This window comes from Olivibacter sp. CPCC 100613, from assembly GCF_036959255.1.
GTDB lineage: Bacteria > Bacteroidota > Bacteroidia > Sphingobacteriales > Sphingobacteriaceae > Olivibacter.
The window spans coordinates 1,316,567-1,329,980 of sequence record NZ_JAWMTI010000001.1; the positions used below are offsets into that span (position 1 = coordinate 1,316,567).

The window sequence follows — 13,414 nt, forward strand, 5'->3', positions numbered from 1 at the left end:
CGTGGGGGTGTTTAATGGGTGTTTAACTTAATATGGAACGGGCAATCACCATTCGTTGTATTTCGGAAGTTCCTTCATAGATCTGTGTTATTTTTGCATCACGCATGAGCCGTTCCACATGGTACTCTTTTACAAAACCATAACCTCCGTGAATTTGTACTGCTTCCACCGTAACCCGCATGGCCACATCCGAAGCAAAAAGTTTAGCCACTGCCGCGGCTTCTGCATAGGACTGATGTTGATCTTTTAGCCAAGCCGCTTTTAAACATAGTAAACGGGCCGCTTCTATTTGGGTGTGCATGTCGGCTAATTTGAACTGAATGGCTTGATGTTCAGCAATAGGCTTTCCGAAGGTAGTTCGTTCCTTGGCATATTGAAGGGCCAGTTCATAAGCGCCTGAGGCGATGCCGAGTGCCTGTGCCGCGATGCCGATTCGTCCTCCTTCCAATGTTTTCATTGCGAATTTGAAGCCGAAACCATCTTCTCCAATTCTATTTTCTTTTGGTACTTTTACATCGCTAAACTGTAAGGCATGTGTATCGGAACCTCGAATTCCAAGTTTATTTTCCTTTGGCCCTATGGTAAAGCCGGGAGACCCTTTCTCCACAATAAAGGCATTGATTCCGCGGTGTCCACGGTCCGGATGCGTTTGCGCAATCACGAGGTAGACGGAGGCATTGCTTCCATTGGTAATCCAGTTTTTAGTTCCATTAAGCAAGTAATGGTCGCCCTTATCTTCTGCCCGGGTTCTTTGTGAAGTGGCATCCGAACCGGCTTCGGGTTCTGAGAGGCAAAAAGCACCGATTTGTGTTCCTGCGGCTAAGGGCTTCAGGTATTTTTCCTTTTGCGCTTCCGACCCGAATTTTTCCAAACCATAGCAAACAAGGGAGTTGTTGACTGAAACAACTACGGAAGCCGATGCATCAATTTTTGACAATTCTTCCATCACAAGCACATAAGAAACCGTGTCAAGACCTGCTCCATTATAAACAGGATCGGTCATCATTCCAAGAAAACCTAACTCGCCGAGCTTCTTGATTTGTTCGGTAGGAAATTGCTGTTTTTCATCGCGCGCTATTACGCCTGGTTTTAACTCGGTTTGGGCAAAGTTTCGTGCCGCATCTCTAATGAGTAATTGCTCTTCAGTTAGTTCGAAATTCATAACACTAGGATTTATTCAAATCTACAGTTTTTTGCTATGCAAGCATAATATTTTTTTAAAATAATAGATTCTTCTTTTTTTGAACAGGAAGTTGCGAATGGAGATTTCGTTGATCGGCGACCTAGTAGAACAGGGAATTCCGATGAGCTGGGTAGTGAGTGGGACTCATGTTACCCTTCCGCCCTTATACTTAGGATGTTAACTATTTTACTAATTTGTTGTTATGATCGGGAAAAACCAAAATGGGCTCATATTTTCTGGCTTCTTCCATGGGGAGTTGGCAATAGGATATAATAATTACGATATCACCCACTTGCACTAATCGCGCAGCCGCACCGTTTAAACAAACGATTCCGGAACCTCGTTCGCCTTTAATCACGTAAGTTTCAAAGCGTGCGCCATTGTTGTTATTTACAATCTGCACCTTCTCGTTCGGAATAATATTAGCCGCCTCTATTAAATCTTCATCGATCGTAATGCTGCCTACATAGTTGAGTTCAGCCTGTGTAACCTTTACGCGATGAATTTTCGATTTCAACACCTCGATAATCATGGTGCAAAGATACGTATTTTGTTAGTAGTGCCGAAAGGCAATTAGGAAATATGATCTGGAAATTATATTCATGTCAGCTCGAAATGTGCAGCTCGCGAAACCACAACTAAAACTACAGCAAGATATTGTCGATCAAACGAACCCCATCTACCCAAGCTGCCAGTATAGCCACTAAAGGTCTTATGTATTGCTGTTCTTGGTTGATTTCCGATAAATCGCTTGGATTACAAAGCGCGAAGTACTCCAATTCAATCCCTTTTGTTTCCAAGAGAAAATGCTGCGCTTCTTCTTTTGCTTGCAAGGGCGTCATTCCCTCTTCCATCCGTTCTTTTACCATAAACAAGGCCTTTGATAAGGAAAGTGCCTGTTGCCTACCACTGGGAGAGAGTCTTACATTTCGAGAGCTTTTTGCTAATCCATCGGGATCCCGCACCGTATCCACGACTGCTATGCGTAGAGGCAGCCGAAGCTTGTCTACCATATATTGAATCACCATACATTGCTGAAAATCTTTTTGCCCGAAAAAAGCAATGGATGGTTTAACGATATCGAAAAGCTTATATACGACCTGTGTTACCCCCTGATAATGTCCCGGTCTTTTCGCGCCTTCCCAGATTTCGTCAAGTTTGCCTAAATCGAAGAGCCAAGCTTCGTCACGCGGAGGATATATTTCTTCTACTGTCGGTAAAAATAAAATATCACAATCGGCCGATTGCAGGAGAGCAAGGTCCTTTTCAATGGGTCTGGGGTACTTTTCCAGATCCGCCGGATCATTAAATTGGGTAGGATTCACAAAGATACTGCATACCGTGATGTCTGTTGTCCGTTTCGAACGCTCAATCAGCGCTAAATGACCATCATGTAAAGCCCCCATGGTAGGCACGAAGCCTATTGTTTTATCGTTCGTTTTGAATGCTGATAGATGGGCTTTCAGCGCATCTTTTGTAGTAAAGACTTCCAATTTTTTTGTTATTAAAACAAGGTGGTAAAGTTGAACATTTTAAACCTAACTACAAAGGTTTTTTTATAAATCGTTGATATATCATAAGATAATGCGTATATTTGCAGACCGATTTTCATTAGAGCAATTATTTTAATGACTAATAAACTATCAAAAATAGGTTTAGCCGGTTCTTGCCGGTATGATTCACGGTGTTTGATAGTCTCACATTTCAAAAATTCTAAAATATAATTTATTGGAGATGGCAAAAACGAAGATATTGTACATTACCCACGAGATGTCGCCTTTCCTCGAACTAAGCAAAATTTCTGAGATAACAAGAGAGTTACCCCAGGCCATGCAGGAAAAAGGGTTTGAAATACGGATTTTGATGCCTCGCTTTGGCAATATTAATGAGCGCAGAAACCGTTTACACGAAGTGATCAGGCTTTCGGGAATGAATATTGTAGTGGATAATAATGACAATCCGCTTATTATCAAAGTTGCATCCATCCCAGCTGCCCGTATGCAGGTTTACTTTTTGGATAATGAAGAGTATTTTCAGCGTAAACATGTATTTACTGACAAAGAAGGTAAGTTCTTTAAAGATAATGATGAACGTGCCATCTTTTTTTGTAAGGGCGCATTGGAAACTGTAAAAAAATTAGGGTGGTCCCCGGATGTGGTGCATTGTCATGGTTGGATGACAGCGTTGATTCCAGCTTATGTAAAAACAGCGTATAAAGATGATCCTACTTTTAAGGATACGAAGATCATCTATTCGCTATATGCAGATAAATTTGAGCATGCTTTGCACGAGCGCTTTGCGGAAAAAGCACTTACTGGTAACATGAACACGGAAGACGTGTCGAGTTACGATTCATCGGATTACTATGGTCTGTATAATGGCGCACTGCACTATACGGATGCGATTGTTTTATCGGAAGAAAACATCGATGAGAAACTGTTAAATATTGTTAAAAAGAGCGAAATTCCTGTAACTGACTGCAGAAATGATGCAGAATTCGAAAATTATTCCAACCTTTACGAGCAATTTTCCAATGAAGAATTGGAAACTGTGGCTTAGCGAGGAAGGCTGAACTGCAGCATGATGGAAGAAATAAGCCTTTATAATGGTAGCTGAGTAGCTTGATTGTAAAGGTTTCACACAGCTTTATAGAACATATTTTTATAATGAAGTATTATACACGAGACTTATTGACATTGTTAATAAGTCTCTTTATTTTAAGTAGTTGCAAAAATCCGACGGGGATCGGGTTGGATAATAACCCGGGAGATTCCTTTTACGGTACCTTAAACGATACCGTTACACTTAAAACCGTAACACTCCGTGACGATAGTGCCCGATCGGTAATACGCGTTGCCAATAATAATAGCAATATCCCCAGTATCAATATCAATCAGCTCCCATTTGGTTATTATAATGATCCCGTGTTTGGAGAAACGCAAGCCAATGTAGCACTGGCTATTCTACGACCCACAAGTGGTGATATCCGTCTTCCTCAAAATGCACAAATCGATTCGGCTGTATTGGTTGTTCGCTATGGGAACTCTTTTGTGGGTGATTCATTGTCATCCACCTATCAGCTAAAAGTAAGGCAATTGGATGAGGTCTACAGTCCCAATACAATCTATTACAGTACTAAAAACTGGAGTGTAAAAAGCGAAGATATTGCCAGTCTACAAGTACGTAGGTTTAATCTGAAAGATAGCCTGAATATCGTTGTGCGGGGAAGTAGTGGCCAAGATAGTACCGTTAAGCGCTATCCGGAGCTACGCTTACGTTTAAATAATAATTTCATTAGCAGCCTCCTATCTCATACCTTGGATTCGGCGACGGTCAACTCAGAAACCGGATTCCTAAACCACGCGAAAGGTTTGTACCTAACCGTTGATCAAGACGCACAGCAGGGAGCAGGTGGACTAGCCACCTTGAGTCCGACGAACCCGCAAGGTTCAGATTCACCCAATTTTATGGAAGTAACTTATCGGGTTACGGATGCGGAAGGTGAGACGGATACACTAACGAAGGTCTTCCCGATCCCGGTTCCGACATCAAGCAGTACAACGGGCGCACCCTTTATGTACATGTCTTCCAGTATAAAAAGAAGTTTTTCTCCTGCCATTGAAAGTCAATTAGCCAGCTCAGCAGTTAATCAAACGACGGTTTATGCACAGGCTATGGGCGGCTTACGAACAAAAGTTTCTTTCCCCTATATTGATCAGTTGAAAGGAAAGAAAATTGCGGTTAATCGGGCGGAATTGGTAGTCTACGTGGATGAAGAAAATAGTAGTACCATCAGCGGGCCGGCCCCGCGGCTGACTTTATATCGGAAGGATGTTTCAGGCAATAACCAGCCCATTCCGGATGGTGATTCGCGCTATGTTCCTGATCTGCGCTCACAGTTTAATGCTCGAACTGCTAATGGAAGTATTGTTGGTGTCCGCGCTTTAGGTGGTTTGTACGATAAAGAAAGGAAAAGGTATATATTTACACTTACTTCTTTTATTCAAGATGTTATTTTAGGAAAAGTCCAAAATTCAGAGGTATATATCGCACCGGTATCTGAAATTATGACGAATACCATCCCTTTTTGGCCGGATATTACCACGCCGAGTAGTGTTGTCTTAAAAGGCTTTAATCCGGAAGATACGCAAGCGAAGGAAGAGATCCGTACTAAATTGAATATATATTATACTGAACTGGAGTAAGACTGCTGTATAAAAACAAAATGAAAGGGCGACTTTTTGAGTCGCCTTTTTTATGCTCTTTAAAAACCTAAATTAAATCTTAGTGGACATTCTATGGATAATAATCAAACTCAGCGTATTCTTGTGATTTTGATTGATAAATAAAGGTACATTCATTTTGCTGGATGTGAAGTAATGTTGACGGATAATAAATGAAAGATTAGTATTTTAGCGGCATGGATATTGAGTAATATCTAGCGATTTAATGAGTGTATGATGAATATTGCGCGTTTTCTTTTTCTTGGTCTACTTGCGGCGCTGACTTTTGCAGGTTGTACCAACAGAACAAACCAGCTTACGAATGGCGTATGGAGAGGTACTTTAAAAAACGAAGGTTCGGTAGATATTCCCTTCAACTTTGAAATATACGACTCCGTAGGAGTTAAACAGATGGCTTTTTTAAATGGGAAGGAACGCTTAAATATCAATGAGGTTGAGGAAACGTCTGATTCCGTTTTCATGAAAACCCCACTCTATGAGAGCGAAATTAGGGCTGCAAAAACATCCAATGGTTTACAAGGTGTATGGATAAAGCATTTGCCGAATAGGACGATTTCTATGCCCTTTATGGCTGAAGCTAAACAGTCTTTTCGCTTTGTGAAGGAAGGAAATGGGAATACGGGTGTGGTGAATGTAACCGGCAGATGGTCTGTGCAATTTTATAAAAATAATGGCACTGATACCTCTTTCGCGGTAGGTGAATTTGAACAGTCCGGAAATCAGGTTAATGGATCATTCCTTACAACAACAGGAGACTATCGCTTTTTAAGTGGCGTAGTGGACAACAAAACATTTATGATTTCTGCGTTTAGCGGTTCCAGCCCGGTATTGTTCACAGGGGATTTAACGGATGGAAGTGATATTATTAAAGGCAAAATGTATGCGGGGCCCCGCACTGTCATGAACTGGTCGGCCCATCGGGATGAGGATGCCATGCTACCTGATGCGTATAAAATTGCCGGACTGAAACCCGGGAATGATCACATTGAGTTTAGTTTTCCGGATCTCAATGGCCATGCAATTTCCTTAAATGATGATCGTTTCAAAGATAAGGTAGTCGTGGTTCAATTTCTTGGATCTTGGTGCCCTAACTGTATGGATGAAACTGCTTTTTTAGCACCTTTTTATGACAGGTACAAGTCTAAGGGCCTTGAGATAATTGGCTTAGCTTATGAGCGATACAAAGAAATGGATAAGGCGAAGGCGGCGGTTTTGAATCTAAAAAATCGATTCAACGTAAATTATCCCATCCTATTAACCGGTTATACAAATGATAAAGGACAGGTAGAGGAAAGTATACCCGCTTTGGATAACTTCGCTGCTTTTCCGACTACCATCATCATTAAAAAAGATGGAACGGTTGATAAAATTCATACAGGCTTCAGCGGGCCTGCTACCGGAAAACACTATACGGAGTTTGTCCAGGAGTTCGAAAAAGAAATTAACGCTCTTTTAGCTGAATAAACCAATATATAATGCCCAAAACTTCTTTCTTTTCTATTGCTTATTTGCTTCTATGCTGTTGGTCGTGTGCAGCAACAAAACACGTCGATATTCCACTGGTTAATATATATGCGAATGCACCAGACGCCGATATTTATCAGGGATCTTATCCGCTTAACATAAGTATAAAGCATACTGATCTAACGCTTCATTTCGACTGGGAGCGGGCGAAAGTGTATGGCAAGGCAACACTTACCTTACAGAGCTATTTCTACCCCCAGGATTCGGTTATACTGGATGCGAATGGCTTTGAGGTGAAAGAAGTGCTGTTGCTGCAGGGGGACGATACAGGAAAAAAGCTAAGGTTTGCTTACAATGGAAAAAAGCTGGCCATTGCGCTTGATAGAAAATATAGCCGCAACGAAAACTTTAAATTGTTTATTGACTATACCGCTGATCCGAATGCCTTGGAGGTTGGGAAAGACATCGCTTCCCCGGACGATCGGGGACTTTATTTTATTGAACCGGATAATAGAGCGGGCGTTCCTCGTCAGTTATGGTCGCAAGGTGAAACGGAATGTAATTCGAATTGGTTTCCAACCATTAACAATACCATGCTGAAAATGACGCAACAAATTGCGTTAACCGTTCCGGACTCCATGGTTACTTTGTCGAATGGCCTGTTGAAAGAATCAAAAAGAAATAATGACGGTACGCGAACAGATGTTTGGAAACAGGATCTGCCGCATGCACCTTATTTGGTTATGATTGCTGCAGGGAACTTTAAAGTGGTGAAAGATCAGTGGCGCGGAAAGGAAGTGAGTTACTATATGGAGCCAAAATATGCTCCTTATGCATCGCTGATTTTTGGAAAAACACCCGAAATGATTGAGTTTTATTCAAATAAGTTAGGAATTGACTTTCCTTGGGATAAATATGCGCAGATTGTTGTGCGCAACTTTGTAAGTGGCGCCATGGAGAATACATCTGCTTCGGTATTCTTTGATCGGATGAACATGACGCCCGCTGAATATAAGGATGAAACCTATGAGGATATCGTTGCACATGAGCTATTTCATCACTGGTTCGGCGATCTGGTAACCGCTGAATCCTGGGCGAATCTTCCACTCAATGAGTCGTTTGCTACCTACGGTGAATATTTGTGGCTCGAACATAAATACGGTAGAGAAGAGGCGGATATGCATGCATTGAACGACGAACTGGCCTATTTTTCGAAAGATAAAAATAAGGATCTTGACCTCATTCGATTTAACTATGCTAACCGAGAGCAGATGTTCGATGAAGTCTCGTATCAAAAGGGAGGACGTATCCTTCACATGTTACGAGAGCTTGTTGGCGATGATGCTTTCTTTGCTTCTTTGCAGCTCTATTTAAAGAAACATGCTTATCAGTCTGTTGAAGTACATGATTTACGTCTCGCCTTTGAGCAAGTGACAGGGCAAGACCTGAATTGGTTCTTTAATCAATGGTTTCTAGCCTCCGGGAATCCGGATCTAGCGATAAAAACACGGTATGAAGATAGTACGAAGCAAGTGCTGGTTCAGATTGCACAAAAACAAGATTTGACCACTACCCCACTATATAAATTGCCCATTGCGATTGATATTTATAGGAATGGCCAGGTAGACCGTCACATGGTTACATTAACCAAGCAGGAGCAGATTTTCCGTTTGGCGGCTGCTCAAGTTCCACAATTGATTAATGTAGATGCCAAAAAGTGCATCTTAGCAAAGAAAGAACAATATAAATCGGTAGATGAGTGGGCCTATCAATATCAACATGCTCCTTTATTAATGGACCGTTTTGAAGTATTGGAAAATCTCCAGGATACGCTGGGTCATGCAAAAGCGAGAGAGATCGTGGTCGCCGCTTTAGCTGATAAGGCATGGATAATACGCCTGATGGCTTTGGGGTCGGTTGAAAAATTCTCAAAAGAAGGGCTCAAACAACTCTATCCTACGATTAAAAAGATGGCAACAGACGATGAGCGTTCTTATGTTCGAGCTAGTGCGCTGATGTTGTTGCGCACGCGCTATCAAAACTATGACAATGAGGACGTGCTGAAAATAGCAGCCCAAGATGATGCACCGAGCGTTCAGCAGGCACTCCGTATGAAATAGAGCAGAATTTGCTTAGCCGTTTGTGTTTGTCTCTTGTCGTAAAGCTGCTTGTGCAATACGTATTTCATGGAACTCTACCTGTCGATGAAGCATTTCGCGGATTTCACTTATCGTCTTTTGCGGATATTGCTTCAATAATGGTGTAATGATCTGGAGTTTATTACTCGACATCAGGTCTGTTGGTGCTAAATCGCTGCCGATAAAATACGTTAAATGGGTAATAACAGTGCCTTTTGTCAAGCCTCTTAGTTTAGCAATTTCTTCGATTGTATGGCCTTCTTTAAAGAGTTTAAGACTGATCTGTTTGGTTTCGCCTACGGCCGACTTGCTCTTTTTTGTCTGTTGTTCGTTTTGTGCTTTGAGCTGTTGTTGATGGTTGGTAACTTCGTGGATTACGTCCTGTATATTCCTTCCATCACGGATCGCTTGGGTAATCAAGGTGCTCTGTTTAATTTGCTCGTGTTTTCGCTGATAACTTAATAGTAAATCAGCTAATTCCTTTTGGTATTTTTTATTCTTCTTTTTGACAGCCCATGCATCCATATGTTGTTTGAGCGGGGCGATGAGCTCGTCTTCCAAACTTTTTATGAACCAAACAGCAGCTTTTTGGGTGCGTTCATGGATCAGTTCAATTGCTAAATCATCTACATGCTGAAATTGTTTATGCAGCCAGGTATTAAACTTTTCCGCAACCTCGAACTGCTGATTACATGCATTGCAGATGAGATCGATTTTTTTATAGGCCAAAGACTTATCGGGAATGTTTTTGAGTAAAAGGTCATTTTTAAGGGTATTCGTTTCAATGGTTAAACCACCCCAAGCAAAGGCTTTGTTCAAATTATTTAGAAGGTAGGTTTTCTGTTCTTGCAATAATACCTCTGCAATCGCTTCTTCCGATAAAATGCGCTTGGAAAAGGCCACAACGTGTGGATCGGTATGAATACTGGTCAGTGAAATTTTTGATCGGAGTATCAAACCTTCTAAACGCGTTAAACGACTCAAGGCAACATATACTTGCCCCGCTGCAAAGCTGGATCCGGCATCGATGACGGCCTTGTCGAAAGTTAGGCCCTGACTTTTATGGATGGTTACGGCCCAGGCTAAGCGAATAGGGTATTGTTTAAAAGTTCCTAAGGTTTCTTCGCTGATTTTATCGCTCTGCTTGTCATAGTTATAACGCAGGTTCTTCCATTCCTCTTGTTCAACAGTAAATATTTCCTTTTCTCCCGGAAAGCGAACTTTTATTTCCCCGAGACGGGCGTCTATTTTCTCAACCACTCCGATCTTTCCATTAAAGTAGCGCCGTTCTTCTCCTTTGTCGTTTTTTATAAACATAATCTGTGCACCTTCTTTCAAGTATAACTGTCCTTCGGTAGGGAAAGAACTTGCTGAAAAATCACCTTTGATAGAAGCTTCAAAGCAGATCGGCTGTCCGGGCAATGCTTCCAACTCGCGTTGATTGATTTGCTCGGCGATATGATTATGTGAACTGAGCGTTATAAAAGGTTCAGTGGATGAAGGATTAAAATCAGGCTGATAATGGGTGTTTAATTGGGCTAGCTCTTCGCTTGTACAGCAATTGTTTCGAATGTTGTTAAGCAGGGAAATGAAATGGGTGTCTTTTTGCCGGTAAATTTTATTGAGTTCTAACAAAACCGGAGGGGCCTCTTGCATTACATGAGCATCAAAGAAGAAGGGGCTTTTATAGTATTGATATAATAGTGACTGCTCATGGTTTTTAACCACAGGAGGCAGCTGGTATAGGTCACCTATGAATAACATTTGTACCCCACCAAAGGGTGTGGCATTACGTCTGGCCCACCGTAAGATCGCATCAATAGCGTCTAAAGTGTCTGCGCGTAGCATGGATACTTCATCAATGATTAATAGATCAAGTTCCTGCAGAATAGCCCGTCGTTGTTTGGTTAGCTTTACTTTTCCAAAAAGCCGTTGTTTATTATAGATCAAATCGCTCGGATCATTCCAATCGAGTACGTAATCGGCTAAATACATACCGAATGGTAAGAAAAAAAGTGAATGAAGGGTTGTACCGCCCGCATTGATAGCTGCTACACCGGTGGGGGCTACCACCGCTAGTTTTTTATAAGTGTGTTCTTTTATATACCGAAGGAAGGTTGTTTTTCCCGTTCCTGCTTTCCCCGTTAAAAATACCGGTCGATTGGTATGATTGATAAACGAAACGGCCTGTGCGAAGGCGGTATTATGAACGTCAAAATTCGACATGCTTGGGTAAACGTTGATGAATGTGGCTTTCAAAATAAGGAAATTTTGCCAACTTACCTAAAAGTGGGAAATAATAAGGTGAATTCCGTGTAATCTCCGAGCACTGAACGCACTGAAATTTCGATATGATGTAGGTCGAGTATTTGCTTGCTTAAATGCAAGCCAATGCCGTGTCCAGGGATGCTCTGTTTTTTTGGACTGCGGTAAAATAAGGTAAAGATTTGCGTCAGTTCGCTTGGTTCTATTCCTGTTCCCTTATCTTTTATGATTAGCCGGAGCCGATTTTCATGCGCAGTCAGCAGGACAGAAACGGGTTGGTTGTCCGAAAATTTAAGTGCGTTGTCTATCAGATTGCCTAGCGAAATCATCAGCAAATCACGGTTACCTTTTGCTTCTAATAGATGGGGTTTTTGTTCGATTTGCTGTAGGTCGATTTGTATGAGCGCTTGCGGGTTGGTAATACTTGTTTTCTCGAGTAAATCCCATAAAAGTTCATCCACGCGGAGTGGGGCAAATGATATGTTGGAAGACGCTTCCAAACCCGATAAAGTCAGCAGGCCTTCCAAGATCGATTTGATATGAAGGGCGTCAATATGCAAAGAATGCATCTGTTCCTGATATTCCTTTTCTGTTCGCGGACGCGATAAGGTAATTTCTAAATTGCTGATAATTGCTGCCAACGGTGTTTTCAGCTCATGCGAAGCATGTTTTAAAAAATTACGTTGGCTATCGACCCCTTTTTCCAGTCGCACCAAGAAGAGATTAAAAGCTTCGGTCAGGGCCGTTAGCTCATCTTTTTCTTTGGTTGTCACAGCCAGTCGTGCATGCAGATTTTTAGCAGAAATAGAATTTACGTCACGAATCAGCTGGGAGAAGGGGCGAAAAGTTTGTTTTGCCAACAGTTGCGTGAGTAAGAAGCTCAAACAAACACCCAATAAGAGCGAGATTAGCAAATAGCGTTTTAATTTATCCAACTGAGCCAAACCAGCGGTATCTATGTCTGACGCAACCACCACATAATCACCCTCATTATCGCGATAGAAAATACCTGTAAATTGCCGTTCATGGTCTGTGAAATAGAGGACATTCCTTCGTCTTATTCGGTCGAGTACATCGCTCGGTACTTCATATCGGAGGGTATCATACTCGAATACCATGCGATTCTCTTTATTAAAAAATCGAATCGATTCCCGATGAATTTCACGATATCGCTGCTCAATTAATTCATATTTTTGCGCATTTAATTCATCCTTCTCCAAATGAAAAAAAGCGGCGGTAAATGCACGTGATTGTAGCTGTTGGAAAAAGGAGTGTCGGACATGCTGCTTAAATAGGAGAAAGGTACCCGTAAATGTGATTCCTAAAATAATAGTAACAATAAGGGTAGAGTTCCATGCCAATTTGAGCCTCAAAGTCATTCTTCTTTTTGTTTGAGCATGTAACCTCTCCCTTTTACGGTATGTATGAGCGCGGTGGCAAAGCCTTTGTCGATTTTGTTGCGCAGATAATTAATGTATACATCAACCACATTCGTATGCGTATTGAAATGTATATCCCATACCGCTTCCGCAATTTGTGTGCGGGAAACAACCCGTTCTCGGTTATTTAGTAAGAATAGCAACAATTTGTATTCGCGAGGTGATAATAAAATATTCTTCCCGGCACGTTTTGCCCCCTGCTCTGCAATATTTACTTCGAGATCCGCATACTTTTGTATATCAAGAATCCCTTTTTCAAAGGATTTTCGTCTTAATTGCGCATTGATCCGCGCCAAAAGTTCTTCGAAATGGAAGGGCTTCCCCAAATAGTCGTCCGCCCCCGCTTGCAGGCCTTTTACCTTTTCTTCCGGATTATCCAACGCACTTAAAATAATTAAAGGACTTGTGATCTTTCGCTCACGCAAAACGGTGCAGATCTGGAAGCCGGATATATCAGGAAGCATAATGTCAAGTATGATCAGGTCAAAGTCAATGTCTTGCGTCACAGCCAGGGCCTCATAACCATTCGAAACATTCGTTATGGAAAAAAGTTGTTCTTCCAATCCTTTGCGAATAAAACTAGCAAGACGATGATCGTCTTCTATCAGCAATATTTTTACCATGTACTCCCTTTTGTATTATGCAAAATAATCATATTGGGTGTTTAAATCAAATTAGATT

The 13,414-nt window shown here is 41.6% G+C and carries 10 protein-coding genes; 4 read left to right on the forward strand and 6 right to left on the reverse strand.

Going from position 1 to position 13,414, the window contains the following annotated elements; genetic code table 11:
• Window positions 1-22: 22 nt before the first annotated feature.
• The 3 genes from RYH73_RS05330 to panC form a co-directional block, all read right to left on the reverse strand.
• Window positions 23-1,162 (reverse strand): acyl-CoA dehydrogenase, encoded by a 1,140-nt coding sequence (locus tag RYH73_RS05330; RefSeq protein ID WP_335312357.1) that lies wholly within the window; start codon window positions 1,160-1,162, stop codon window positions 23-25.
• A gap of 202 nt (window positions 1,163-1,364) precedes the next feature.
• Complete coding sequence (gene panD, locus RYH73_RS05335) at window positions 1,365-1,715, reverse strand: aspartate 1-decarboxylase (protein ID WP_335312359.1); 351 nt, start codon at window positions 1,713-1,715, stop codon at window positions 1,365-1,367.
• Between the two features lie 112 nt (window positions 1,716-1,827).
• Window positions 1,828-2,676 carry a pantoate--beta-alanine ligase gene (gene panC, locus RYH73_RS05340; protein ID WP_335312361.1) on the reverse strand — a complete coding sequence of 283 codons (849 nt, stop codon included), beginning with the start codon at window positions 2,674-2,676 and terminating at the stop codon, window positions 1,828-1,830.
• Window positions 2,677-2,917: 241 nt separating this feature from the next.
• Between panC and RYH73_RS05345 the strand changes: the two genes are divergently transcribed.
• From RYH73_RS05345 to RYH73_RS05360, 4 genes are all read left to right on the forward strand, one after another.
• Window positions 2,918-3,742 (forward strand): glycogen/starch synthase, encoded by an 825-nt coding sequence (locus tag RYH73_RS05345; RefSeq protein WP_335312363.1) that lies wholly within the window; start codon window positions 2,918-2,920, stop codon window positions 3,740-3,742.
• Window positions 3,743-3,849: 107 nt separating this feature from the next.
• Window positions 3,850-5,388: a DUF4270 family protein gene (locus RYH73_RS05350; protein ID WP_335312365.1), complete on the forward strand. Its 1,539-nt coding sequence runs from the start codon at window positions 3,850-3,852 to the stop codon at window positions 5,386-5,388.
• Between the two features lie 252 nt (window positions 5,389-5,640).
• Window positions 5,641-6,891, forward strand: a complete 1,251-nt coding sequence (locus RYH73_RS05355) for a peroxiredoxin family protein (RefSeq protein WP_335312367.1) — start codon at window positions 5,641-5,643, stop codon at window positions 6,889-6,891.
• Window positions 6,892-6,902: 11 nt separating this feature from the next.
• Entirely contained in the window at window positions 6,903-9,011 is a 2,109-nt protein-coding gene (locus tag RYH73_RS05360) for a M1 family metallopeptidase (RefSeq protein WP_335312368.1), read from the forward strand.
• Window positions 9,012-9,023: 12 nt separating this feature from the next.
• On the opposite strand, the gene RYH73_RS05365 is transcribed toward RYH73_RS05360, so the two are convergent.
• From RYH73_RS05365 to RYH73_RS05375, 3 genes are read right to left on the reverse strand one after another with little or no spacing between them, the layout of a single operon-like run.
• Window positions 9,024-11,288 (reverse strand): helix-turn-helix domain-containing protein, encoded by a 2,265-nt coding sequence (locus tag RYH73_RS05365; RefSeq protein WP_335312370.1) that lies wholly within the window; start codon window positions 11,286-11,288, stop codon window positions 9,024-9,026.
• Window positions 11,289-11,308: 20 nt separating this feature from the next.
• Window positions 11,309-12,673 carry a HAMP domain-containing sensor histidine kinase gene (locus RYH73_RS05370; RefSeq protein ID WP_335312372.1) on the reverse strand — a complete coding sequence of 455 codons (1,365 nt, stop codon included), beginning with the start codon at window positions 12,671-12,673 and terminating at the stop codon, window positions 11,309-11,311.
• Entirely contained in the window at window positions 12,670-13,356 is a 687-nt protein-coding gene (locus tag RYH73_RS05375; protein WP_335312374.1) for a response regulator transcription factor, read from the reverse strand. Before RYH73_RS05375 ends, RYH73_RS05370 begins: the two co-directional genes overlap by 4 nt.
• Between the last annotated feature and the right edge of the window lie 58 nt (window positions 13,357-13,414).

What these genes read in the sequence shown, in the direction of transcription:
- RYH73_RS05330 (WP_335312357.1), bottom strand. Translation starts at nt 1,162, where the DNA reads ATGAATTTCGAACTAACTGAAGAGCAATTACTCATTAGAGATGCGGCA.
- panD (WP_335312359.1), bottom strand. Translation starts at nt 1,715, where the DNA reads ATGATTATCGAGGTGTTGAAATCGAAAATTCATCGCGTAAAGGTTACA.
- RYH73_RS05345 (WP_335312363.1), top strand. Translation starts at nt 2,918, where the DNA reads ATGGCAAAAACGAAGATATTGTACATTACCCACGAGATGTCGCCTTTC.
- RYH73_RS05350 (WP_335312365.1), top strand. Translation starts at nt 3,850, where the DNA reads ATGAAGTATTATACACGAGACTTATTGACATTGTTAATAAGTCTCTTT.
- RYH73_RS05355 (WP_335312367.1), top strand. Translation starts at nt 5,641, where the DNA reads ATGATGAATATTGCGCGTTTTCTTTTTCTTGGTCTACTTGCGGCGCTG.
- RYH73_RS05360 (WP_335312368.1), top strand. Translation starts at nt 6,903, where the DNA reads ATGCCCAAAACTTCTTTCTTTTCTATTGCTTATTTGCTTCTATGCTGT.
- RYH73_RS05370 (WP_335312372.1), bottom strand. Translation starts at nt 12,673, where the DNA reads ATGACTTTGAGGCTCAAATTGGCATGGAACTCTACCCTTATTGTTACT.
- RYH73_RS05375 (WP_335312374.1), bottom strand. Translation starts at nt 13,356, where the DNA reads ATGGTAAAAATATTGCTGATAGAAGACGATCATCGTCTTGCTAGTTTT.